The 25,001-nt window shown below is 39.9% G+C and carries 22 protein-coding genes, 6 tRNA genes and 1 riboswitch; of the genes, 14 read left to right on the top strand and 14 right to left on the bottom strand.

The features are described from left to right. The first annotated feature begins 156 nt into the window (after window positions 1–156). Window positions 157–939, top strand: a complete 783-nt coding sequence (locus HWV02_RS16230) for a helix-turn-helix domain-containing protein (RefSeq protein ID WP_211672448.1) — start codon at window positions 157–159, stop codon at window positions 937–939. Between the two features lie 56 nt (window positions 940–995). On the opposite strand, the gene HWV02_RS22895 is transcribed toward HWV02_RS16230, so the two are convergent. Beyond that, window positions 996–1,259 (bottom strand): hypothetical protein, encoded by a 264-nt coding sequence (locus tag HWV02_RS22895; RefSeq protein ID WP_255550436.1) that lies wholly within the window; start codon window positions 1,257–1,259, stop codon window positions 996–998. Window positions 1,260–1,362: 103 nt separating this feature from the next. On the opposite strand from HWV02_RS22895, the gene HWV02_RS16225 reads away from it, so the two are divergent. Next, a complete protein-coding gene (locus HWV02_RS16225) occupies window positions 1,363–2,055 on the top strand; it encodes an AraC family transcriptional regulator (protein WP_255550678.1) in 693 nt (230 codons plus the stop codon). A gap of 81 nt (window positions 2,056–2,136) precedes the next feature. On the opposite strand, the gene HWV02_RS16220 is transcribed toward HWV02_RS16225, so the two are convergent. Then, window positions 2,137–3,156 (bottom strand): prolyl oligopeptidase family serine peptidase, encoded by a 1,020-nt coding sequence (locus HWV02_RS16220; protein ID WP_211676784.1) that lies wholly within the window; start codon window positions 3,154–3,156, stop codon window positions 2,137–2,139. 164 nt (window positions 3,157–3,320) lie between these two features. Here HWV02_RS16220 and HWV02_RS16215 point away from each other — a divergent pair, with 164 nt between their 5' ends. Next, entirely contained in the window at window positions 3,321–3,740 is a 420-nt protein-coding gene (locus HWV02_RS16215) for a hypothetical protein (RefSeq protein WP_211676783.1), read from the top strand. An 88-nt stretch (window positions 3,741–3,828) separates the two neighbouring features. On the opposite strand, the gene HWV02_RS16210 is transcribed toward HWV02_RS16215, so the two are convergent. Together HWV02_RS16210 and HWV02_RS16205 are read right to left on the bottom strand one after the other, a co-directional pair. Continuing rightward, window positions 3,829–5,070 (bottom strand): SGNH/GDSL hydrolase family protein, encoded by a 1,242-nt coding sequence (locus HWV02_RS16210; RefSeq protein WP_211688713.1) that lies wholly within the window; start codon window positions 5,068–5,070, stop codon window positions 3,829–3,831. A gap of 470 nt (window positions 5,071–5,540) precedes the next feature. Then, window positions 5,541–6,449 (bottom strand): LysR family transcriptional regulator, encoded by a 909-nt coding sequence (locus HWV02_RS16205; RefSeq protein ID WP_211688711.1) that lies wholly within the window; start codon window positions 6,447–6,449, stop codon window positions 5,541–5,543. A 95-nt stretch (window positions 6,450–6,544) separates the two neighbouring features. On the opposite strand from HWV02_RS16205, the gene HWV02_RS16200 reads away from it, so the two are divergent. Together HWV02_RS16200 and HWV02_RS16195 are read left to right on the top strand one after the other, a co-directional pair. After that, entirely contained in the window at window positions 6,545–7,003 is a 459-nt protein-coding gene (locus HWV02_RS16200; protein ID WP_211688709.1) for a DMT family transporter, read from the top strand. Window position 7,004: 1 nt separating this feature from the next. After that, the gene (locus HWV02_RS16195) at window positions 7,005–7,448 is read left to right on the top strand and encodes a DMT family transporter (protein WP_211688707.1); all 444 of its coding nucleotides are present in this window, start codon (window positions 7,005–7,007) and stop codon (window positions 7,446–7,448) included. 45 nt (window positions 7,449–7,493) lie between these two features. Here the strand turns inward: HWV02_RS16195 and HWV02_RS16190 are convergent, their stop codons facing one another. The 7 genes from HWV02_RS16190 to HWV02_RS16160 form a co-directional block, all read right to left on the bottom strand. Then, window positions 7,494–9,146 (bottom strand): response regulator, encoded by a 1,653-nt coding sequence (locus HWV02_RS16190; RefSeq protein ID WP_211676781.1) that lies wholly within the window; start codon window positions 9,144–9,146, stop codon window positions 7,494–7,496. Between the two features lie 298 nt (window positions 9,147–9,444). After that, window positions 9,445–9,529 (bottom strand) — tRNA-Tyr (locus tag HWV02_RS16185). Window positions 9,530–9,628: 99 nt separating this feature from the next. Then, window positions 9,629–9,713, bottom strand: a tRNA-Tyr gene (locus HWV02_RS16180). Between the two features lie 147 nt (window positions 9,714–9,860). Continuing rightward, a tRNA-Tyr gene (locus HWV02_RS16175) sits at window positions 9,861–9,945 on the bottom strand. 147 nt (window positions 9,946–10,092) lie between these two features. After that, window positions 10,093–10,177: transfer RNA gene (locus tag HWV02_RS16170), tRNA-Tyr, on the bottom strand. A gap of 147 nt (window positions 10,178–10,324) precedes the next feature. Further along, a tRNA-Tyr gene (locus tag HWV02_RS16165) sits at window positions 10,325–10,409 on the bottom strand. 103 nt (window positions 10,410–10,512) lie between these two features. Then, window positions 10,513–10,597 (bottom strand) — tRNA-Tyr (locus tag HWV02_RS16160). 159 nt (window positions 10,598–10,756) lie between these two features. On the opposite strand from HWV02_RS16160, the gene HWV02_RS16155 reads away from it, so the two are divergent. The 8 genes from HWV02_RS16155 to guaD all read left to right on the top strand — a co-directional run bounded on the left by HWV02_RS16155 (window position 10,757) and on the right by guaD (window position 20,707). After that, window positions 10,757–11,287 carry a VC2046/SO_2500 family protein gene (locus HWV02_RS16155; protein ID WP_370629434.1) on the top strand — a complete coding sequence of 177 codons (531 nt, stop codon included), beginning with the start codon at window positions 10,757–10,759 and terminating at the stop codon, window positions 11,285–11,287. Between the two features lie 136 nt (window positions 11,288–11,423). Next, window positions 11,424–11,490, top strand: a riboswitch (Fluoride riboswitch). A 133-nt stretch (window positions 11,491–11,623) separates the two neighbouring features. Continuing rightward, the gene (locus HWV02_RS16150) at window positions 11,624–12,316 is read left to right on the top strand and encodes an iron-sulfur cluster assembly scaffold protein (protein WP_211676780.1); all 693 of its coding nucleotides are present in this window, start codon (window positions 11,624–11,626) and stop codon (window positions 12,314–12,316) included. Between the two features lie 15 nt (window positions 12,317–12,331). Beyond that, entirely contained in the window at window positions 12,332–13,321 is a 990-nt protein-coding gene (locus tag HWV02_RS16145) for a GGGtGRT protein (protein ID WP_211688705.1), read from the top strand. Window positions 13,322–13,531: 210 nt separating this feature from the next. Beyond that, complete coding sequence (locus tag HWV02_RS16140; RefSeq protein ID WP_211688704.1) at window positions 13,532–14,257, top strand: GntR family transcriptional regulator; 726 nt, start codon at window positions 13,532–13,534, stop codon at window positions 14,255–14,257. Window positions 14,258–14,559: 302 nt separating this feature from the next. After that, window positions 14,560–16,005, top strand: a complete 1,446-nt coding sequence (gene xdhA / locus HWV02_RS16135; RefSeq protein ID WP_255546869.1) for a xanthine dehydrogenase small subunit — start codon at window positions 14,560–14,562, stop codon at window positions 16,003–16,005. Next, window positions 15,998–18,412 (top strand): xanthine dehydrogenase molybdopterin binding subunit, encoded by a 2,415-nt coding sequence (xdhB, locus tag HWV02_RS16130; protein ID WP_211688702.1) that lies wholly within the window; start codon window positions 15,998–16,000, stop codon window positions 18,410–18,412. The genes xdhA and xdhB overlap by 8 nt, the downstream gene beginning before the upstream one ends. 58 nt (window positions 18,413–18,470) lie before the next feature. Next, window positions 18,471–19,307 carry a xanthine dehydrogenase accessory protein XdhC gene (gene xdhC / locus HWV02_RS16125; RefSeq protein WP_211688700.1) on the top strand — a complete coding sequence of 279 codons (837 nt, stop codon included), beginning with the start codon at window positions 18,471–18,473 and terminating at the stop codon, window positions 19,305–19,307. 92 nt (window positions 19,308–19,399) lie between these two features. Then, window positions 19,400–20,707 (top strand): guanine deaminase, encoded by a 1,308-nt coding sequence (gene guaD / locus HWV02_RS16120; protein ID WP_211676775.1) that lies wholly within the window; start codon window positions 19,400–19,402, stop codon window positions 20,705–20,707. 75 nt (window positions 20,708–20,782) lie between these two features. Here guaD and HWV02_RS16115 read toward each other — a convergent pair whose 3' ends face one another. Continuing rightward, on the bottom strand, window positions 20,783–21,946 hold the full coding sequence (locus tag HWV02_RS16115) for a glycosyltransferase (RefSeq protein ID WP_211676774.1): 1,164 nt from the start codon (window positions 21,944–21,946) through the stop codon (window positions 20,783–20,785). A 210-nt stretch (window positions 21,947–22,156) separates the two neighbouring features. On the opposite strand from HWV02_RS16115, the gene HWV02_RS16110 reads away from it, so the two are divergent. Further along, the gene (locus HWV02_RS16110; protein WP_211688698.1) at window positions 22,157–23,089 is read left to right on the top strand and encodes a glycosyltransferase family A protein; all 933 of its coding nucleotides are present in this window, start codon (window positions 22,157–22,159) and stop codon (window positions 23,087–23,089) included. A 2-nt stretch (window positions 23,090–23,091) separates the two neighbouring features. Here HWV02_RS16110 and HWV02_RS16105 read toward each other — a convergent pair whose 3' ends face one another. Together HWV02_RS16105 and HWV02_RS16100 are read right to left on the bottom strand one after the other, a co-directional pair. Further along, entirely contained in the window at window positions 23,092–23,727 is a 636-nt protein-coding gene (locus tag HWV02_RS16105) for a TetR/AcrR family transcriptional regulator (RefSeq protein ID WP_211688696.1), read from the bottom strand. Between the two features lie 310 nt (window positions 23,728–24,037). After that, window positions 24,038–24,940 carry a LysR substrate-binding domain-containing protein gene (locus HWV02_RS16100; protein ID WP_211676771.1) on the bottom strand — a complete coding sequence of 301 codons (903 nt, stop codon included), beginning with the start codon at window positions 24,938–24,940 and terminating at the stop codon, window positions 24,038–24,040. Window positions 24,941–25,001: the final 61 nt, after the last annotated feature.

The raw sequence follows: 25,001 nt of genomic DNA, 5'->3' as shown, positions 1-25,001 counted from the left end.
ATTGCCTCTTTATCGCTAGTGCAAACTAACGTTAGAGAATTTACTTTATGACTCAGAAATCACATTCGTTATGATAATGAGAATTATATAGTACGTAGAATGGTGTTAATGTTAACATTGGAACAATAAACATCAATTTAAGGACGAGGTGAGGAAATGGCTTTTATTTCGAAAACATCTGACTTCAATGTCGACGAACATTCAGGTTTAGTCGTTGGTGTTGCATCTATTTCCCGTGATCATGATTCGGGCCTACATACACATACAAAAGATCAATTAATGTTCTCTCAGCGTGGTTGTATAGTGATAACAATGGCTGGAATGAAGTGTGTTCTTCCTCCTATGCGTGCTGCTTGGATCCCTGCGGGTATTGAGCATAGTGCTCAAATGACGAACGTAAGCCATTATCGGTCACTGTTTTTTAATGAATCGTTACAACCTAAATTATCACGTGAAATGAGGATCTTGGATGTTAACCCGTTATTTTTAGCCTTGATTGAGAGAATGGCAATGTGGCCATTTGATAAACCAGAAGATGAAATGATTAATTCTGTGAATCTACTTATTGAAGAATTGAATGCCGCTAAAGATACACATTTGAATTTGCCCTTACCTCATGATTATCGATTAAAAGGTTGGCTACTTAAGATTAATAACGAAGACTTCCTCGCTCCTACATTGGCACAATTAAGTACAGAGGTGGGAGCCAGTACTAAGACGATCACGCGTATTTTTACCAAAGAGACTGGGATGCCTTATCAAAGTTGGCGTCAACAATGGCGGTTACTAGGGGCAATAGAGTTATTATCAAAGCAGTTACGTGTTACTGATATTGCTTATCGTCTCGGTTTCTCGAGCGATAGTGCTTTTATTAGTTTTTTTCGTCAGAAAACAGGGTTTACGCCGCTTCATTTTATCGCGAAATCGACAAAAGATTAACGCTAGCATCAAACATCCCATTTTTACAATCGGTGACTTTGTTAACTTGCCTAGCTTTAATATCTAAACGGAGTTTTAATGATTGCTATTCCACTGCCTTTTATTATGTCACTGTTGCTGGTGATTATTGCAATTACTTTATTTGCTAAGAAACCAGTTGAGGGAAAAAGGGCTTCTTTATTTATCACTTTATGTGCGATAAGTACGGCTGTAGTTGGGCTTCGCTGGACTTTTGACATCGCCATTTTCAGGTGCTTACAGCCTATTTTTGCATCGTTTTTACCTGTGATGGCTTGGTGTTGTTTTTCTAAAACATACAATGCGGGACGCCTTTCATGGTTACATCTTTCTGGTCCCCTTGTGATTATTGTATGTTCGTGGTGGCCCGAATTATGGTTGAACGCGATAGATGTTATTTTGACTATGCTCTATCTTAGCTATGGCACTTTACTCATACGTTCATCATTCGTGATGCCGGAAGATGTTCGGCTTTCTCATGTTGAGCGGGTGCTCTTTGCGCAGCGTGTTGCAGGTATCACCTTACTTGTATCTGCCTGCATTGATGGCGTACTGTCTTTTGATTTTATGGTGTATGGTGGAGAGCATGCGCTATATATTTTATCGCTCAGCTATCTAATCCTTATTCCGAGCGTCGTTGTTGCTGTGATTATTGTTGGCTTTAGTACATTAAGTACGGAGTCAGAGGTATTGTCAGATGTAGAGGAAAAGTCGTTGCGAGAGGCTAGCATCGCCCCCCCTTCGAAAAGTGTTCGATTATCTGAACAGGATGCTAAGGACATCGTGAGTAAAATTGATACCTTGATGAAGGATAAAGAAGCGTTCCGCGATATGAATTTAACCTTGGGTCGTTTGTCGCGAAAAGTCGGCATTCCTACGCGGCAAGTTTCTATGGCTGTAAATCAGATATGCGGAATGAATATTTCGAAAGTACTGAATGAATACCGAATTACTTATGCGAAAAAGCGGCTTGTAGACAGTGAAGATAGTATCACTGATATCTATCTTAGCGCTGGCTTTCAGACCAAGTCTAACTTTAACCGTGAGTTTACGCGCATCACAGGTCAAACACCCAGCACATATAGAAATGACGCTTAGTACTTTGCGAAAAATAATAGTATAAGGTCAATGCAGGGCACTATCCGGTGAAGAGAGTGCCTTGTATATTAGATTATTTTACTATGCACGAGTGAGGAAGTTAAAAATATCCTTAAACATTTGCTGATGGAGCATGAGTCGACTTGTACCAGAAGCGTCCTTACATATAATACCATCCCCGGGTACTTCTTCCTCTAAAAGAGCGATAGCGCCAGGCTTACACACTTGTAAAAAACTGAAATGCATTGCTTGTTCATACACCTTATAATGACGATTAAATAATGGCAGATGTTCGGCCAGATAACCAGATTCCATTGCTTGAGGCAAGTCTCCAATATCGATCCCTGCACCTAATATCAGCACGGGTGTCTCCACTTTTTCCATACTTTTTAAAGAGAAGCTACGTGCACCACCGAGATCTAAAATCACCGCTTTTTTGATTCGTGGATCATAGAAATCAAAGGATTTTGGTTCTCCTGGTTGTGATGATGTGAGTCCCAGTTCGTCTGCTAGGCCACATGTTTTGGGATTGGGGTACAGTTGGCACTGCGTTTTAAATGCGTCGCGGTCAAGTTGTGCGCCGACTAATTGCATCACACTCCAGCCTCCTAAAGAGTGACCGATAGCAGATACGTTTTCTGCATCAATTGAGGTGCGCCAAATTTCATCTTTTAGTAGGTAATCCAATACGCGCACCAAATCGTGTGGGCGTTTCCACCACTGCGATGCCTGTAGTCTAGAATGATTAAATGTTGTGGTTCCAGGATGGTTGAGAGCTGCGACCACATAACCTTTTAGTGCCAACGAGTTTGCAAGCCAGCTTTGATTTTTCCAGTTTCCGCGATATCCATGTGAGAGTAATACAAGAGGATGCTTTGTGGGGAAAACCGAAGCATCTTTTATCACCTCAGATCCAATAAACGCTATATTTTCGGCAACTGATTCTGAGGGGGTATTTTGAGAGGTGGGATACCAGAGGCTGACTTTTAATGGGCGGCTAGTATCACTAGCTAACTGAAACTGTTGAAATCCAACAGACTCTGCGAAGGCTAGCTTACTAATACATAGAAATAAAACACTAAGGACGATAGGTAACTTCATTTAACGATTCCTGATTTAGGCTAAAAGTGACGCTAGTATGTCAATAAGCATGGTTGTAGACGCCCTAGAATATGATTTAGGACGACCTAAAACAGGTTTTAGTACCTATTTTCTTGCGTTTAATGTACAGAACCATAGAATCAGTCTGATATTTAGGTTCGTTGATGAATGCAACAGACTTAAATCGTGTTTACTTTAATTTATGGTATATCAGAATGAAAAGTTTAGTTTTAGCAATGATGGTTTTATTGTCTTTCGGGAAGGTAAGTGCAAGCGAAGTTTCCGATGCTGCTGCATTTAAGGATCTAAAAAAAGAAGTGCGGATGCTTAGAAAAGACATTCGAAGATTAGAAACGTTAATTATAAGGTTATCAGATAAAATTGATGACGATGAAGATGACACTGTTCCTACTCCTACGAAGAAAGATGTATGGGGATGCTATATCAAGGATATTACTGCAGGAGCAGTATATGGTACAGGGCGTACAGAAGCAGAAGCTAAAGGTAAGGCATTGGAGAAATGTGAGTTAAAAGGTGGAGCGTGTTGGGAGAGCAATTTAAAATGCTCTTCTGATAACTCGTAAAATTGAGACAAGCGCTATATAACTATTTTGGCGCTTGTCTAAATTTATTATTTTAATAAGTGCTGACGATCATGTTCACTGGCGCCTATTAGAACTTAAATTGTTTCAGTTTAGAGCCTGATATTTGTTCGGCAATTACCTTATGAGTTTTTGTTGTCGGGTGAGTCACCCCCCAGAAAACATAATTATCAGAGCCATCCGAATTGCACTCACTTGTTAATGCATGACTTGTAAAGTAATCGACAGTTGATGACCTGTTGATGTTTAAGCAGGCATCTTTAGCATTACTAAAGCCATATTTTTCAGGTGTATTAATTATGTTTTTAATTAATGTATTTGTATCAAATAGGACTATATTTACACCTTTATTTTGATATTCATTAATTAATTTTTTAATAAATAGGTTAAAACTTGTGATCTTTTGTTTTACTATTTTTGCATGTTCCTCAGTACTGTATTTAAATTGAGGAGATTTTGTCGCGTCAGGTAAGTTGAGAATAAGAATGTTCTGTGCACCATTATCCGTTAGTACCTTCAATGCGTAACTAAAGTCATTACTTACATCGATGACTGAACGGTCATAGTTTACAAAATCATTAAGCCCGAACTCGAGTGTAAATAGGCTATTTTCCGGCTGATAATTTTTTGCCATCGCTACATAGTTAAGATATGAGTCTATTTGGTCATGGATACCTGACAGTACTTTTTTTTGTGTATTTCCTGCAGCCCCACCAACAGCCCATGTGTATAGAGGTAGCGCCTTTTCTTTTGCAAGGTACTCTGTCCATACAAAACCGTTAGTGAAGTGACCTAAAAACCATGAATTTATATTTGGAGCTTGCCATTGTGCGCCATTAAAGAAATTCCCTGTATCTGAGATACTATCGCCAAAGCTCACAATTTTATTGATCGCATCTGGTTGTGCATTGCTGTCATTTACCCAAATTGAGTGATTATAAGAGTACTTATTATCAGCAGCGAAATACGTAATATCTGCGGTGTCGTGAGTAACATCTAAAGTTTCTGCGCATCTCTCCATAATTTGTTTTTGAGGTGATGTGGTATAGAACATATTCATAAATGAAGTTGACGAGTACCAGTAACCAGATATGGTGTAATAGCTGCCATTTTCATTTAATGCCCATTTCCAATCTGTTGCTGGATCGTCATGATTATAATGAGGACGATACCAGCACCTCACATAAGTATAAGTCTCAGAGGATTGAACATATTTAATGTCTTCAGGGGTTATGCTTTTAATTCGTTCATCGCCAGATGCAAAAGCAGCAACGGGTAAAAGTAATAATGTGGCAAGTATTATTTTTTTCATATTGGTATTTCTCATATTATATTTGTGGTTAAGCATATACAGAAATCTAAAGATTTTTTGTAATGCTCAATTATTGGTAAATATGTTCGCTAAGAATAAAGTATCTTGTAAACATGCCTATGTTAATACAGTAATTAGCATGCCCATTAAAATTAAAGTTAATTAATAATTAAAAATCAAATAGTTAGGTGTTCTTAACAGAGTGGGAGGACGTGAGGTGATACGGGTCACGTAATGTAGTGTTTATAATTGATTAAGGATGTAATTGAATTCTATATCACTAGCTTAAAAGCTATATATAGTGGTAACGCGTGGCCTTCTAATTAAATCTTAGATTATATGTATTTTGCCTCAGTGCGGGAGTGGCTATGTGACCTTATTACTTCTAGCGCAGTAAGCCAGAATGGTCCCCCCCGAACCATCGGGACGAGTAATGCTTTGGTTTTTACTATCCTAGTTGCAACCCCTTTTTACTTATCCCAATAACCTGAACCTCCGCCTAATTTATTGTGCATAAACTCGATGAATACTCTTACTTTTTCAGGGAGGTGTTTTCTCTCGGGATAGACTGCATATATTGCATGCTTTGGGAGAGTATATTCGTCCATGATTGAAATAAGTTTGTTTGATTTCAAGTGCTCTGCGACGATAAAGGTTGGCATCTGGCAAATACCGAGTCCATTCAGTAATGCCTCTAAAATCGCATCACTATTATTAACGATAAAGTTGCCTTTAGGTTCTATTTTTAGTTTTTTACTGTCTTTGTAAAAGGTCCATTCAGTTCCAGCCTGAAATAGACTGTAGTAGATGCAATTGTGGTTAGATAAGTCTTCAGGTTTTGATGGTATGCCATGTTTCGAGGTATATTGTGGTGAGGCGCAGAGTACGCTTTTACAATCAGCAAGTTTTTTAGCGATCAGCGAGGAATCTTCAAGTTCACCGATTCGAATCCCAAGATCATAACCCCCTTCAACTATGCTTACAATTCGGTCATCCATACTCAGTATTACTTTTACGTCAGGGTAGGAATCTAAGAACTCTTTTATATAAGGAACGATATGTAAACGCGTAAACGTCATGGGGGCGTTTATTTTCAACGTTCCTTTCGGTGTATTTTGTAGATTATGTAGTGTTGCAAACCCTTCGTTTGCAATAACGACACTGTTCCTAGCATAATCTGAAAACCGTTCGCCAGCTTCGGTTAGCGTTATGCTCCTTGTCGTTCGATTAAATAATCGCACTCCTAGGCTATCTTCTAAGACAGATATTCTCTTACTTACTCCTGACTTTGTCATGCCTAGCTTTTCTGCTGCAGACGAAAAACTCCCTTTTTCTACTACTGCTACAAATACTGGAATTGCGGAGAAATTATCTTTCATATTGTCAACTTTTACTCACCAATGATTCAACTAGAACGATATTATCATCCTTTTTATAATCAGTTAAAGTATTCTCAAACAAGAGAGAGGGTAATATGCAAAATATAAATAGATATTCAATATTGGCTATTATTGGAGGTGGTTTGCTGGCTATGATGATCCATATCAATAGCCAACTTGCGCTAGAAACATCCGCAATAAACGCTTCATGGTTGGCGCATGGTTTAGGTGGTCTGCTGGCGTTGGGACTTTACCATGTGGTCATTAAAGCCGTAAGTTTACCTACTCCAATTAAAAGTGATGTACCTAAGTTATTTTACTTAGGGGGATTACCCGGCGCACTTACCGTTATCCTTGCTTCGGTAACCGTGAATAGCGCTATTGGCTTATCAGGAACACTGGCTCTAGGATTAATCGGACAACTTATCTGTTCTATTTTCTGTGAAGCATTAGGATTATTTGGATTAAGAAAAAGGAAATTAACTCTTTTAGAATTGCTTCCTATCTCATTGGTAGTTTTCGGTTCAATACTCATTATTTCTCAGAGGTATTAAAATGACCCTTTATATTTTTATCGCATTATTGAACGGATTTTGTATCGCGATAAGCCGTATATTGAACGGACAATTAGCCACCTACAGTGGAGCATTTAGGGCTTCATATATAAATCACCTAACAGGTTTTTTATTTCTTTCAATTGTAATGTTTGCATTGCGAGAGACTCCTCAACTTTCGAGCGGTTCAAATATGGTCGTTTACTTTGGAGGGTTTATTGGGGCTTTTTATGTGGTAATTAATAGCCTTGTCATGAGCCATCTAGGTTCTACGAGTACAATGATTTTAGTTATTGCTGGTCAAATGTGCTTTGGTTTGTTTTTGGACTCATCGTCAAGCTCAACCAGTGAACTACTTATTAAAGTACTTGGTGTTATTTTTATTGTTATAGGGGTTTCTCTAAAGGAAGTAATAAAATACAAGCACACGAGTCTTGCGCCTTAGTCATAGCGCGCTTTATGTTAGGTAAAGTCTAAGTTGATAACAGACTTAGATTTTGTTTGCTCTTTTCTTCTCTTGCATACGCTGGATGTTGAACTCTTTTCTCAATTCTGTTTTACGCTCTGCTTGTTGTTCAGATAGTGGGAAGTTTTCTAGCTCGGTAAAGGTATCGGCTATTTTCTTGGTTACTTCTGGCCATGGTCGCTCGACTTTGACGAGTAGCGCGATACACACTTGCACTTTATTCAGCGCTGCACCAGTATTGAGTGGCGCGATAGAAAGTGCGGTTTCAAAGTGTTGTAATGCAAGGTCAAGTTTACCTTCAGTAAATGCTTCAATACCCAGTTTGTTGTGGTGCTGAAATTGAACCTCTTTACTGTCTTCTTCACCACTGATACTAGCAAGTAACTTTTCGCTGTGTACGTTAGAGTGTTGAATATAAGGCTGCAGCTTTTCAGCAAATTCAAATTCTTCTAACTCGACAAGTAGATTAACCAGTTGTGGCCCTAACCATTCTGGTGTGCCTTCGGGTTCGGTTAAATACGCTTCATTACTTTTTAGCAGGGTGTGTTTCGCTTTAACTTGGTTGCCTTTCACATTATGAATAGACGCTAAACTGTAACCTTCCAATGCCAATAATTCATCTTCTTCTACATAGGGGTGTTGTTGCGAAGAACGGTGAAACAAACCGCTAATCTCTTGTAACAAGCGGCCTTGTTTAAATTTGTCTTCTTCATTTTTCGCGACAAGAATAATAGCTTGAACATAATTAATCAGATGTTGGGGAGCTTGATGTATGGTGTTTTTGGTCTGCATTAAAATAGCGAAAAAGGCTTCTTTGGCTATCGTATTCATATTTGTATCAAGTGCCAATTCTGCGAGTAGTCCTTGACGCTCTAATGACAAGTGGGAATGTTTGATCGCGCGTTGCACAATTTGCAGTGCTTTTTCACTGTCGCCACCATCCCTAAAGCAATGCGCTAACCAATCATAACCATCTAGCAGCATCGGATTATACTTAATGATGTCTGATAATAGTGGGATCGCTTGCTGGTAGTTTTTCTCTAGATAATATACTCGACCTAACAGCAATTGTGCTTGGGTATGCGGGTGGTCCTCTATAAACTCTTCTAAGATAGTACGCGCTTCAGCGTACTTTTCCTTTTCAATTAATAGCTCTGCTTTAAACAAACGACAGAAATTACGATAGCGTGCAGAGTAGATTATTGCGTTATCACATTCTTCCATTGCCTGAGCAAAATCGTCATCCTTAATTGCTTGGTAGATCGGCAGCAGAGCCTCTTTTTTATTGAATGCTTTTTGAATACGTAAATTAAGTTCGTTTTGTGAAAACGGCTTCATTAAATAATCATCGGGTGTCATTTGAATTGCGCTTAATACAATCGCTTTCGAATTATCACCTGTGACTAAGAAAAATACGGTATGGATAGGTAATAAGTTATCCATTTTTAATGTTTCAAATAGCTGACGTCCATTAAGGCCAGAGCCAAGATTGTAATCAACTAACAGTAAATCATAGGTATTGTGACGGCATAATTTTAATGCGTCTTCGGCACTTCCCACATGTGTGACATCTTTTGCCCCGAAGTTAAGCAACATGGTTTTGAGCATGATCTGAAAAGCACGTTGGTCATCAACAATGAGTACGTGTTTGTTTCGATAGTCAAAATTTTGATTCATGTTTATTTAAAACTCAAGGGTTATGGGTAAATTTAGACGTGAATGATTAGCATTCACCACAATAACAGGTATGCATAATACTGTCTTGAGAGGAGCGCTATTTTGTTAATCAGAACTGTCAACTGGGTGTTTTTTGTGCGAAGGAATTATCACAAAACCATACTGTTAATTGCCTTATTAAGCAAATAGTATTGAGAAAATCATTGTGTTATATAGTGGTTTTATTGATGTTTTAGAAGGTATATTACAAAGATAAGATGTGCTAATTAGCATTGGTGGGAATAAATCGTATAGAGAGTGGTGGAGGGAGAAGGATTCGAACCTTCGAAGGCTGAGCCGTCAGATTTACAGTCTGATCCCTTTGGCCACTCGGGAACCCCTCCACATTATTCTCTATTTTTGTCATCTATTACTAGATGGATATTTTACGATGATGACTGTTTTTACATTGACCAGAATGTAAAATCATCAAAGTAGAATGATGGTGGAGGGAGAAGGATTCGAACCTTCGAAGGCTGAGCCGTCAGATTTACAGTCTGATCCCTTTGGCCACTCGGGAACCCCTCCACAAGTAATGCTTTTTCATCTACTCGCATTGGTAGATGTTGTATTCACTTTGTCGATGACTTTAAGACCTATTTTAAGGCATATTTAAGATATAGTACATTGGCCACAACGTACTTCTTATTTCAAGTTATCAGCAAAGCTAAATGATGGTGGAGGGAGAAGGATTCGAACCTTCGAAGGCTGAGCCGTCAGATTTACAGTCTGATCCCTTTGGCCACTCGGGAACCCCTCCACAAGTAATGCTTTTTCATCTACTCGCATTGGTAGATGTTGTATTCACTTTGTCGATGACTTTAAGACCTATTTTAAGGCATATTTAAGATATAGTACATTGGCCACAACGTACTTCTTATTTCAAGTTATCAGCAAAGCTAAATGATGGTGGAGGGAGAAGGATTCGAACCTTCGAAGGCTGAGCCGTCAGATTTACAGTCTGATCCCTTTGGCCACTCGGGAACCCCTCCACAAGTAATGCTTTTTCATCTACTCGCATTGGTAGATGTTGTATTCACTTTGTCGATGACTTTAAGACCTATTTTAAGGCATATTTAAGATATAGTACATTGGCCACAACGTACTTCTTATTTCAAGTCATCAGCAAAGCTAAATGATGGTGGAGGGAGAAGGATTCGAACCTTCGAAGGCTGAGCCGTCAGATTTACAGTCTGATCCCTTTGGCCACTCGGGAACCCCTCCACGAGTAATTCTTTTTTCATCTAAAGGTTAGATGTTATTATTATGTCGACTTTTATATCATTTTAAAAATGAGTTTTATGTAATCAGCATAACGTAAATATTGTGGTGGAGGGAGAAGGATTCGAACCTTCGAAGGCTGAGCCGTCAGATTTACAGTCTGATCCCTTTGGCCACTCGGGAACCCCTCCACAAGTACGAAACGGATAGTATCAGAAAATGTCTGTATGTGAATAAAAAAATCGAATAAATAGCTAAATATTTATAAAAACAGGTCGATAACTTACTAGTTGATTATTTCGTGGCAAAATTTGGTTGTTCTGCGCGCAATATTGTTCAAGAGGTAACTTATTTACGTTCAATCGATACGACAACATGCCTTAATTGATGAGCTGCAACTTGGCCAGCAGTTAAACAAATGTACTTTAAATGGTGATAGAGCGAAGTTTTCTCTGTTATTAAGTATGTTGTCATCTGATATTACAGATCAGAAACAAATCGAAGTTAAGCATACTGCCGTTGATACGTCAGCGTATGATGCTGCGCGAATCGCAAGGTTAAATGAATACGCTGCAAACAGTAATATGGCCGCATTGCGTTTAGAGATCTGCTTTTCACCTGAAGTCGGTACAGGGGTGGGTGATGCTAAATATGTGGCAGAGTCTGTACTACAAAACAGTTCTCACTTATTACAGCAAAAATTAGCGCACGATTCGCTAATTAAACCAACGGCGAACGAGCGGGCTCAAGCAGCGCAATCTACCACTTCCACTCAAGATCTTGTATTACCACTGGAGAACCAATCGAGTATGGCAAGCTTGTTAGATGTATTAAATAGTTATGATGCTGATAAGCCGCTAAAAATAACAGCGTTTGGTTAGTCTTTTTCAACACCTTACTGAATTTTAGTTTATCACCAGATTGTGAATAAAATCACGATGCTTATATAAGAAAGGTTTAATATAAAAAACGAGTCTAAAGCAAGACTTGCTTAACATTATGATTAAGATTTATTATGGTCACCAAGGTGATGGGGTGCCACCTACTTAACCGCCAATTGTTGGCTGATGACTCCTATTAAATTTGAAAACAAGTGAATCTGTAAAATAGCATTAACTGAATAGTGACGACATTTATTTGTTGGTACTATTATTTGTTGGTACTGTTATTTACACCACGATGACACCTTGTTTTCCTAAATCTAATAGGAAAATTGTATGCACTACTCTTCTGACATTCAATCAATGTGCCCGATTCAACGCGGCGATCTCCATGCATCTGCTCCCATCCCAATTGAAGGCCGAATGGTCAATCCTAAAGAAGTTATTGCGATTTCAGGCTTAAGTCACGGTGTCGGAACTTGTGCGCCTCAGCAAGGTGCTGCCAAACTCACTCTCAATGTTAAAGAAGGCATTATTGAAGAAGCCTTAATTGAAACAATTGGTTGTTCTGGCATGACTCAATCAGCTGCGATGGCTGCGGAAATTATAACTGGCAAGACGATTCTTGAAGCAATGAATACTGATTTGGTGTGCGATGCTATCAATGTTGCAATGCGTGAGATCTTCCTCCAGTTTGCTTATGGTCGTAGTCAATCCGCGTTTTCTGAAGGTGGACTAGAAATTGGTGCGGCTTTAGAAGATCTGGGCCAAACTCAACGCAGTCAAGTTGGTACTAGTTATGCGACAAGCGCAAAAGGCGTTCGTTACATGGAAATTGCAGAAGGTTACGTTACTAAGTTAGGGTTGGATGAAAATAATGAAGTGATTGGTTATGAATATGTAAACCTTGGGAAAATGATGAAATCCGTCAACAAAGGTGTCCAAGCAGATGATGCCATGAAATCTGCTGCAGGTACATATGGTCGTTTTGACGACGCCGTTAAAACGATCAATCCACGTGAAGCTTAATCTAAGGATACTATTATGACTAATCGCACTATTACAAACCCAATTACAGCACTACTAAACGAAATGAACTTGTCTTCAATTGAAGATGCTTATCAATATTGCCTCGCTAAAGGAATTGACTCTAAATTTTTAGTGATGGAAACGCAGCCTATCGCATTTGATAGTGCCGCTGATGCTTATACCGTTGGCACTGCATTGGCATTATATCGTCAAGCAAGTTCAGCTGAAGAGGCTGCCAATATTATTGGTGAAGGACTGCAATCATTCACAAAAGAGGGGAGTGTTGCTCGACAACGTCAAGTCGGTATTGGGCATGGTGCACTTGCTGCTCGATTATTGAATGAAGAAAGCCAATGTTTTGCATTTCTTGCTGGTCATGAGTCTTTCGCTGCAGCAGAGGGGGCGATCAAAATTGCGCTGAATGTGAATAAATCTCGTCAATCACCCCTTAAAGTTATTTTAAATGGTTTGGGTAAAGATGCCGCATATCTGATCTCTCGTATCAATGGTTTTACGTATGTCAGAACTCAATTTGATTATCAAACGGGTGAGTTAAAAGAAGTTCGCCGTCGTTCATTTTCAACTGGTCCTCGCGGTGACATTCTTTGTTATGGCGCTGATGATGTACGTGAAGGTGTTGCTATTATGCATGCCGCTGGTGTTGATGTGAGTATTACGGGTAACTCCACAAATCCCACTCGATTCCAACACCCTGTCGCGGGTATTTATAAATCAGAGTGTATCCGAGCGGGTCATCCTTACTTCTCGGTAGCCTCGGGTGGTGGCACGGGTCGTACTTTACATCCTGATAATGTTGCTGCAGGCCCTGCGTCATATGGTATGACTGATACAATGGGACGTATGCATGCTGATGCACAATTTGCTGGTAGTTCGTCGGTGCCATCTCATGTTGCTATGATGGGGTTTATTGGCATGGGTAACAACCCAATGGTTGGTGCAACGGTAGCATTAGGCGTTGAGGTTGATCAGTTACTAAACCGATAAAAATAGATAACGGTAAACGTAAATCGCTCTCTCCTCAAAAACGGAATTTCAGGTTAAAAATTGTTTTCAATTTTTTTAAGATAGTATACAAAATAAGGCTAGATTGTTACACAGCGTTAACATATTATGACTTTATATCAATAAATGTCAGGTTATAGCGGTACTTAGTTGTATTGAGATAACTAAATTGGATTAACAATGGTGAAAATAATGTCTGAGCTAAGTAGTTCTGTAGAAACAGAAGGCAAGTCAGGCTCAATGGCTCAAGATGATATCGTCTATGCACATATCTTTGATGCCATTCTTGAACGTCGTCTTCCGCCTGGAACAAAATTAAATGAAGAAGCATTGGGTGATATTTTTAGTGTAAGTCGCACTATTATACGTCGTGCATTATTACGCTTGTCACACGAACAAGTGGTGGTGATCCGTCCTAACCGCGGTGCTATTGTTGCATCGCCTTCTGTCGAAGAAGCAAAACAAGTCTTTATTGCTCGGCATACACTCGAAGATGCTATTACTAAGCTTGCTATTGAGAATGCATCAAATAAGCAGATCACGCATTTACGTCAATTAATAGTGGAAGAAAATGAAGCCTCCAAACAAGGTGATTTAGGTAAAGCGATCCGTTTATCGGGTGAATTTCATCTAAAGTTGGCTGAAATGTCTGGTAATGTGCCTTTATTTAATTTCCAGCGTAGCTTGGTATCGTTAAGCTCGCTGATTATTGCGCAATACGAAGTCGCGACGAGTACGCATTGTGTATTGGATGAGCACAGTGAGTTACTCGATGCGATTGAAGAAAAAGATGCTGAAAAAGCCTGCTTATTAATGCGTGAACATTTAAAACATATCGAGTCTAAACTGAATTTAGATGGCGAGACCGTTTCCAGCGATCTACATGTTGTCTTTTCTAATGTGCTAAATAAAAAATAAAATAACGCTAATTTTTATAATATTGTATACAAACAATGCCAAGTTCGATGTAACTTGGCATTGTTATTTCTGCCTGCCATACCTATAGCCTTATCTAATCTTCACTATAATTGTATATATAACCCTTAAATTATTTTATTAAATTGTTTCTCAATTGTTATTTTTATGTGACAATAAGTTGACTTTAGAGTCAGGTTTCTAATTTAATAGGCTCAATTAGTCAGTCAAAACACAGCTAGAAATAAAAAATAATAGCAATTAATGTGAATGTCAATGTTACGGAATAACGCAGGAGGTACGATTTGATTAAGTTCCTACTTAACCAAAAGATGTGTCAGGTATCTGACCTTTCACCTAACACCACGGTACTCAACTTCTTACGTCAGGAAGAAGCGAAGAAAGGTACTAAAGAAGGTTGTGCATCAGGAGACTGCGGTGCATGTACCGTTGTACTTGGTGATGTTGTCGATGGGCGGATCCGCTATACATCAGTAAATGCGTGTATTACGTTTATATCCGCATTGCATGGTAAGCAATTGATCACGGTCGAAGATCTTAAATCAAAAGACGGTGCCTTACATCAGGTGCAACAAGCACTTGTTGATTTTAACGGTACCCAATGTGGTTATTGTACCCCTGGATTTGTAATGTCGATGTTTGCATTAAGCAAGAATACCCCGTCAGCCGACAAGCATGCTATTTTTGAAGCATTAGCAGGTAACCTATGTCGTTGTACTGGTTATCGTTCAATTATTGATTCGGCAATAGCGTTAGCAGAGCAAGAGCATATTGTTGATGCGTTTGAATGCCTAGAAAGTGAAACGGTTGCGAAACTTAGTACCATTGAGCGCAACGGGACACAAGAATTAACGGGTAACGGCCAATCATCTTACTCGCCTGATAATGTGGCTGAGTTGGCGGCGTTATTAGTGAAACACCCTGATGCTAGTATTGTTGCCGGCGGTACAGATTTAGCCTTGGAAGTGACCCAATTCCATCGTCCTATTAATACCTTGATTTCGGTTGGCAACGTGGCAGAGATGAAAGATATCAGTGTGACTGATACCCATATCGAAATTGGTGCTGCACGCAGCTTAACGGATAGTTACAGTACTTTGGCATTATACTTCCCAGATTTTGGTGAATTATTACATCGCTTTGCTTCGCTGCAAGTCCGTAACCAAGGAACGCTCGGTGGCAACATAGGTAACGCATCGCCAATTGGTGATACACCGCCAGCATTAATCGCGCTGAATGCACAAGTTGAATTACGTTGCGGTGATGATGTGCGCTTAATAGATTTAGAAGATTACTTCATTGGTTATAAGATAACAGCGCAAAAAGCAGCGGAATTTATTACCAAAATTGTCATTCCATTACCGACGTCAGAACAAGTATTCGGTATTTATAAACTATCAAAACGTATTGATGATGACATTTCAGCTGTGTTAGCTGCATTTAATATAACCTTGAAAAATAATGTTATTACGGATGTGCGCTTAGCATTTGGGGGGATGGCTGCGACGCCGATGCGTGCGCAACATGCTGAGAAGGTATTACTGGGTGCAGTGTGGGAATACGACAGTATTTATACGGCGATGCAAGCGTTAGATGAAGACTTTTCACCCTTATCTGATTTTCGTGCAAGTAAAGAATATCGTTCACTAGCAGCTAAGAATCTACTGAAGAAATTTTATTTAGAACAGCAAAGTACAACAATTGAAACGCGGGTAACGTCTTATGTCTAATCACAATAAAGTGCAACCATCACAGCAGCAATTGTTAGTGCAAGCGAATCGTTCAATCAAGACTGGTGTGGGTAAAAATGTAAAACATGAAAGTGCCGGTATTCAGGTGACGGGCGAAGCGGTTTATGTCGATGATCGTCTTGAATACCCTAATCAGTTACATGTGTATGTACGCATGAGTGATGTGGCACATGCCAATATTACGAAAATTGATTTAACACCGTGTTATGAATTTGACGGTGTGGAATTAGCGATTGAAGCCAAAGATGTTCCGGGCGAGCTCGATATCGGTGCTATTTTACCGGGCGATCCATTATTAGCCGACGGTAAAGTGGAGTACCTTGGTCAGGCTGTGATTGCTGTCGCGGCCAATTCGATGGAGATTGCCCGTCAAGCGGCACAAGCGGCAATTATTGAATACGAAGAGCTACCTGCGATTTTAGATGTGGAAGAAGCATTAGCCAAAAAGAGCTTTGTGACTGAATCGCATCAACAAAAACGCGGTGATTCGGCTGCGGCATTGTCAGCAGCTAAGCATATTTTAGAAGGTAGTATTCATATTGGTGGCCAAGAGCATTTCTATTTAGAAACGCAAGCTGCGTCAGTGATGCCAACAGAAGATGGTGGTATGATCGTTTATGCGTCTACGCAAAATCCAACTGAAGTACAAAAATTGGTTGCCGAAGTAATTGGTGTACCTATGCATAAAGTCGTGATTGATATGCGCCGTATGGGCGGTGGTTTTGGTGGTAAAGAGACCCAAGCAGCAGGTCCTGCGTGTTTATGTGCGGTGTTTGCTAAGTTAACGGGGCGGCCAACTAAGATCCGTTTACCGCGTGTTGAAGACATGATGATGACAGGTAAACGTCATCCTTTCTTTAATCAATACAAAGTTGGTTTTAATGATGATGGTCAAATAAATGGTATTGAAATCATCGTGGCGAGTAACTGTGGTTATTCACCGGATCTATCAAGTTCGATCACTGACCGTGCGATGTTCCACTCAGATAATGCCTACTATTTAGGTGACGCGACAATCATTGGTCACCGTTGCAAAACTAATACCGCATCAAATACTGCATTCCGTGGCTTTGGTGGCCCTCAAGGTATGATAACGATTGAACACATTATGGATGAAATTGCCGGTAAGTTAGGTAAAGATCCATTGGATGTACGTAAAGTGAATTTTTATGGCACCGAAGACAGAAACGTTACGCATTACTATCAAAAAGTAGAAGACAATTTTATTCATGATTTGGTTGCAGACCTTGAAGCAACAAGTGAGTATGCCGCGCGTCGTGAAGCGATTGACGAATACAATAAAAATAGCCCGATTTTGAAAAAAGGTATCTCGTTAACACCGGTTAAATTTGGTATTTCGTTTACTGCTACCTTCTTGAACCAAGCGGGCGCATTACTGCATGTTTATACTGACGGCAGTATGCAGTTAAGCCATGGTGGTACCGAAATGGGCCAAGGGCTTAATACTAAAGTGGCGCAAATTGTCGCGCAAGAATTCCAAGTAGATATTGAGCATATTCAAATTACCTCGGCGAATACCAGTAAAGTACCGAATACTTCACCGACAGCTGCATCGTCAGGTACGGATTTAAATGGTAAAGCGGCACAAAATGCGGCTCGTACTATTAAGCAACGTTTGATTGATTTTTGTGTAGCGCACTTTAGTGTGACAGACGAAGAGATTATCTTTAGTAATAATACGGTGACGATCCGTGAACAGGTCATGACATTTGCTGACTTAATCCAACTCGCTTATTTTAACCAGATTTCGCTATCGAGTACTGGCTTCTATAAAACGCCTAAAATCTATTATGATCACGGGACAGCGAAAGGGCGCCCATTTTATTACTTCGCCTATGGTGCATCGTGTTCAGAAGTGCTGGTGGATACCTTAACGGGTGAATATAAAACGCTGCGTGTAGATATTCTGCATGATGTTGGCGCGTCACTGAATCCAGACATTGATATAGGCCAAATTGAAGGTGGCTTTATTCAAGGCATGGGTTGGTTAACCACCGAAGAGTTGGTATGGAATGACAAAGGTAAGTTAGCGACCAATGGCCCTATGGGTTATAAGATCCCGGCGATTGCAGATACGCCAATTGATTTTAGAACACACTTGGTTGAAAACCGCAGCAACCCAGAACAGACAGTTTACAACTCAAAAGCAGTGGGTGAGCCGCCATTTATGCTAAGCATGTCAGTGTGGAGTGCATTGCGTGATGCGGTGGCGAGTGTGACTGACCATCAGTATGTACCGCACCTAGATACGCCAGCAACACCAGAGCGTGTGTTATGGGCTGTACAGGATGCAGAGCATTATAAGCTTGATGAGGCTAAGCGCACTCAGGTTGTTGAGTCCGAAGTAGTAGGTGTTATTGCGTAGCTTTTAATCGCGTAGCCTGTTAATCATGTAAGAGTACTGTTTAACAAGGAGATTGGTGATGTTTAAAGACAATTGGATTGATCCACTTGCAGAATTAAAGCAACGTGGTGAAGTGTGTATCATGATCACAGTACTTGAACATCACGGTTCAACCCCCCGTGATTCCGGTACGAAAATGCTGATCACGCCGGACCAACAGTATGCCACCATTGGCGGTGGTCATTTAGAGCATCTCGCGACTAAAATGGCGCGTGAGATGCTAGCTGAAGGCAAAGATGCACTGGCCGTGGAGCGTTTTGATTTAGGTGCACGCTTAGGACAATGCTGTGGTGGTAGTGCGACCTTGATGTTTGAACCGATTGGGCAGTCACTACATCATTTAGTGGTGTTTGGTGCAGGACATGTGGCTAAAGCCTTGCTGCATGTTGTCGCGACACTGCCATTTAGGGTCACTTGGATCGACCAACGCGAAGAACAATTTCCGGCGCAGTTACCTGATAATGTCACTAAGTTAGTCAGTGATGATCCTGCAGGCGATGTTCTCGATATGGCAAAAGACAGTTACTATCTAGTGATGACGCATAATCATCAACTTGATTTTGACTTAGCCAAGGCAATTTTGAAGCGTGGTGATGCGAAATATTTTGGCATGATTGGTTCGCAAACAAAGAAAAAACGTTTCCAATATCGACTACGGGCACGTGATTTTACTGATACCCAAATAAATCAAATGATCTGCCCGATTGGGATTAGTGCGGTGGTGGGTAAACATCCCGCTGAGATCGCGATTTCGGTTGCTGGTGAATTAATTGCAACCTATCAAGGCAGAGCGTTAGAAAACAAACAAAAACCTAACCTAGTGCAAGTCAACAGTGAGATTGCTAAGTTAGCCTAAGTATATACAGTGTATTATTATAGACACGCTATCATCAGAGTATTAGGATAGCGTGAGATATAATGCAGAAGCATAATGAAGGAAATTTTTAAATGAGTACAATTCGAACAGCATACCGGTCAGCAATATTACATAGTATTGGCGATCCTGATAAAATCGGTATGGAAAATTCGTACGAATATTTTGCTGACGGTGCCATGATTATTGAAAATGGTGTCGTACAAGCAATCGGTAACGCAGATGAAATCCTAGCGAATGAAAACAGTGATATTGATGTTAAAGTGTATGAAAATAAGATCATCACATCGGGCTTCATCGATACCCATGTGCATTACCCACAAACGGGCATGATCGCGTCGTATGGTGAACAATTACTGGATTGGTTAAATAATTATACTTTTCCTGCTGAGGGGAAGTTTGATGACCCCGAGCATGCGACTAAAGTTGCTGAAATCTTCTTACAAGAGTTAATGAGTAACGGTACAACGACCGCGTTAGTATTCGGTACTGTACACAAACAATCGGTTGATAGCTTCTTCACCCAAGCACAGTTGCGTAATCTACGTATTATCTGCGGTAAGGTCATGATGGATCGTAATGCGCCTGATTTCTTAACTGATACCCTTGAAAGTTGCTATGAAGACAGTAAAGAGCTCATCGAGCGCTGGCATCAAAAAGGGCGTTTACACTATGCGGTTACGCCTCGGTTTGCACCGACAAGTACCCCTGAGCAGCTTGATGTAGCGGCGCGTTTGTTAAGTGAATATCCAGACCTGTATATGCACACGCACTTATCAGAAAACTTAAAAGAGATTGAGTGGGTTAAAGAGTTATTCCCTGAACGCGCTAATTATTTAGACGTTTACGACCATCATGGCCTGCTAAGTGAACGTTCGGTATTTGCCCACAGTATTCATTTGTGTGACAGCGAATGTCAGCGTTTAGCGGATACGGGATCTGCGGTTGCATTTTGTCCAACGTCAAACTTATTCTTGGGTTCAGGTTTATTAGATTTACCACGTCTAGAAGCGTTTGGTATTAATGTGGGCGTGGGTACGGATGTAGGCGCGGGTACGTGTTTCTCATTATTATCAACAATGAACGAAGCGTATAAAGTATTACAGCTGCAGGGCAAGGCGTTAAGTCCGTTTAAATCATTATATTTAGCGACATTAGGCGGTGCGAAGGCATTACGCTTAGAAGATAAAATTGGTAACTTGGCAGTCGGTAAAGAAGCTGATTTTGTGGTATTAGACTTGGCGGCTACGCCGTTACTTAAGTTCCGTATGGAAAACTCGACGTCATTAGAAGAAACCTTGTTTGCATTAATGCTAATGGGTGATGATCGTGTTGTGTGCGAAACTTATGTGTATGGTGAGAATCGTTATAGCAGCCTTTAGTCGCTAAGCATTCATATTTAAAAATGAAGGTACAAGCGTATACTGGAAGGTGTTCGCTTGTATCTTATCTTCAGGTTATCTTACACAGTTTTCAATCCAATGTGACAGGCTTTTTGCTTGATTCAATGCATCAAAATTATTTTCTATATTTAATCGTGCCAAGCGTCCCATATCTTGACGTTTTTCTGCTGGGTAGTTGATAAATTCGGTGATCGCTTTACTCAGCGCTTGGGGATTTTTTTGTTTTACGATTATCCCTGTACCTGGTGCGACAATTTCTTTGCAGCCCATTAGGTCTGTTGTTATTACTGGAATACCAACTGCCATCGCTTCTTTAAGCACGAGAGGTCCTGTATCGACACAACCAGATCGTGAAATACAAAATGGCGCAACTAAACAATCAAACCTAGAGAGATTATGACTAACCCAGCGCGGTGATTTAGAACCAAGGAAATGTACAAATTTTGATAAGCCTAAGTGTTCGACTTGTTGTTTTAAATTTGATAATTGATCCCCATCACCAATAATATCCAATGTGACTAAGTAATTATGATGTAATTCGTGCAGGCTTTGAATCAGGTAATTAATCCCTTTTTGCTCTACCAATCGGCCTAGAAAAACCAGTCGTAGTGGTACTGGTTTATGCTGTTTTTCTGGGGTTAATAAGGACGGTTTAAATTCATTTATTTTTACGCCGCAATGCAATAGCTTTATTTTATCGTGGTTGATTTTTTTTAGATCTTCTTCCATGTCTTTGCAAACGGCTACGACAAAGTTACTGTTATGTATTTTTAAATTTACATCATAAGGCGTTTCGTAAATATCGTGACCATGGGCAACAAAAGAGCAGGTGATATTCATCATTTTTGCTGCCACTATTGCGTGGGCGCAGGTGTGCTGAGCAAAGTGTGCATGAGCATGACTGACGCCTTCTTTACGCATTTGGAGCGCGAGTCTTAAGCTGTATCGAAATAAGGATAATTTGGGCATTGCACGTTGCTTTGCAATAAAGTGTAGGGCTCTCATTATACCGATTGGACTGAGTGTGGAGATTAATGAGAAATAAGCTTTTGCACCGATAACATGAATATCATATCCAAACTCGCCGCAGTCGTGGTATTTGGTAAATGTCATGACGCAAACTTCATGGCCATATGCACTTACCGAGTCAACTTCGGTACGAATAAATGTTTCTGTGAGCACTGGGTATGAAGGGGCTAAAAATGCCACTTTTTTCATTCTAATACCCCTACCTTTTGCATTTAAACGTCCTTACTTTTATTCCAATGAATGTAATACTGCTGTTTTGCATTCAAAAATAAATTTCTTAACTACTCTTAATTTGATCGTCAAAGTAAAGCCTATACCGAATGATAGTCTATATAAATGCGATTGTTTCTTTAGTGAACTGAAAATAGGGTGTTGGTAAATAGCATAAGGAGTGGTGTTATGGTTTATACAGTCTCTGTAATTATTCCTAGCTATAACTGTTTGGAATACTTGCCGAAAGCGATAAGTAGTATTTTTCAGCAAAATAGAACCGATATTGAAATTATCATTGTTAATGATAATAGTAGCGATGGTAGCGCAGAATATCTTGCTGCGTTAAGTCAGAAGGAGCCTTGCGTTAATGTTATTACGGCTCACGGTGTGGGTGCGGCTGGGGCGCGTAATCTTGCAATAGAAGAAGCGAGTGGTGAGTACATCGCTTTTTTAGATGCTGATGATTATTGGTACCCTAATAAGCTATTAGCCCAGCTGGCATTGCATGCGGAAAATCCGAACGTTGCGATGTCGTTTACTAACTATGATCATGTTAATGAGCAATATCAATATACTGTTGATTGTTTTGGTTATTGGAATCAATTTACTGACATTAGCACGCCGACTCATCATATCAATCAACCGTTAGCGCAAGTATTAGGCCATAATGTCGTAGGTACATCGACTGTGATGGTTAAAGCCTCTGTATTTGAGACTGTTGGTTTGTTTGATACCAGCATGAGTTATTGTGAAGATTGGCAATTGTGGCTAAAAATATGTGAGAACTTTGACGTCGCGGTATTAACGAAAAGCTACACTGGTTATCTTGTGCGTAGAAACTCTATTACTCAGACAGATAGTAAACGTTTACAGCACCTTGAATGTATTGAGCATATTATTACAGGCTATAAGCAACGTGATGTCGGGTTAAGTCGACATACATTTGCATTGGCCGATGCAAAATTAAAAGAAGGTTATGCCGACTATTATCGTACGCAAAATAAATTCATTAATGCGCTGTGTTATGAGGGTTATGCTTTTTTGCTTAACCCTCAAATTAGACGCTTTAAAAATGGTTTGGGAGACATTAAAAAACTAATTCTGAGCCCAATTACTTAGTGTTACTCAGTCTGTGCCGTTACTTCGTCACAAGACTTCACATTGCAGCCTTTTAGGACAAGTTGACTAATCAGCTGTGCAGCGTCGTCATAGTCACTTGCTGCCAGTGATGTTTTTCCCATTACAGCATTGATCTGCCAACTAAAGTCAGCATAAGTTTGGGTCGAAGACCAGATCATGAATAACAGATGGTGCGGTGATACATTGTCCATTTGACCAGCTTCAATCCACTGCGTAAATTTATCAAGTAAAAACGTACTCTGATTCATTAAACGCTGTCTTATTTCAGGAGAAAGTAATGGCGAACCACGCATGATTTCATTCGCGAATACTTTGGAAGCATAAGGATAATCTCGAGAGATGATTAGCTTTGTTTTAATATATTCGGTTAATGCGACTGCGGGGTTATTGATGGTTTCGATAGGGTAGGTTGCACTGAGTAATGGTTCGATGATTGTTTCCAGTACTGCAGAGTATAAAGTCTCTTTATTACCAAAATAATAATAGACGTTGGCCTTAGGCACACCGGCAAGTTTCGCGATATCAATGGTTTTTGTTGCTGCATAACCTTCACTGGCAAACACTTGACTGGCAGCCTTTAAAATCTTTCCTTCGTTTTTCTTCCGTATGGTAGACATTCTTATATTCATCCCTTCGCAGTTATTTTATAGAAAGTTATAAAAATTAACGTCACAAACAACTTGACCCTGGGGTCGCTTTTTGTTTAATAGTTTTGGCTCTAATACTCAAGCTTTACATGGGCTTTGAGTATTATATTTACTTATTTGGCAACGATATTTCATTCCTTTCTACCTATTGCCTAGCTATCGCTCTTTGAATTTTTTATCAAAGAAGTAAGTATACTTTATCCTGTAATTTCCAGCTAGCTTGGATATATAGCGGGCGTAATATTAGAGGGGTAAAGTATATCTATTGATTTATCGTATTTTATTTACCGATTAATTGGCTACTATCCCACTGCTGGCTGAACTCGATAAACGCTGTAATTAATTCGCTTTTGAATTTTTGTTTATGCATAATGATTTTGTATTGGCGTTCTAGCTTCGTATCAAGTGGTAATATTTGCACCCGGTTGTTTGCTAAAGCGTGCGTCGCACTGAATTTAGATACACAGGCAAGCCCGAGTCCTGCTGCGACAAAGTTGAGTTGTGCTTCGATTGAATTTAACTGGTACGCGAGTTGCCACTGTTGAATCTCGGAGACGATATTATTATCGAAAAATGCACGACTGCCTGAGCCTGGTTCACGCAATACCCAAGTATTATCGGCTAAGTCTGTTAACTGTAATGCTGATTTTTTTAGTAGTGGATGATTAGCTGCCACAATTATACACATTTCGTCTTTTAACCAAGGGGTAGTTTCGATGTCATTATGCCTAACATCACCCTCGATAAGTCCTATATCTAATTGATAACTTAATATCATTTCCGCAATTTTTTCACTGTTACGGATATGTAACGTTTGCTGAGTGTGTTCTGTTTGTTGTCTAAATTGTGCGATCAACCAAGGACATATTTGGTTGCCAATCGTCTCGCTTGCACCAATGGCGAGATCGCCAATTAGCTGTCCTGATTGCTGAAACAAGGTATCAATACTGGCCGCGCGGTGCAGTAACTCATCGGCGATAGGTAATAAACGTTGACCATATGGATTGAGGTGTAAGCGGTTATTAGTACGATCAAATAACTGCTGATCTAATTGATTTTCAAGCTCGCTTAATGCCATGCTTACGGCGGCTTTGGTTAAGAATAAGCTTTTTGCAGCGTGGGTGATACTTTGCTGCTGGCTGACAGCAACAAATACACGTAATTGTTTTAATGATAAATTCATATGCGTTCAACTTTTATTAACTATAGGTTAAAAATATACAGGTTTAATTAACGAATGGCTA

The organism is Moritella sp. 28, assembly GCF_018219435.1.
In the GTDB taxonomy this organism is placed as follows: domain Bacteria; phylum Pseudomonadota; class Gammaproteobacteria; order Enterobacterales; family Moritellaceae; genus Moritella.
Note: the sequence above shows the minus strand (reverse complement) of the source record. Positions and strands in the feature narration are given on the sequence as shown.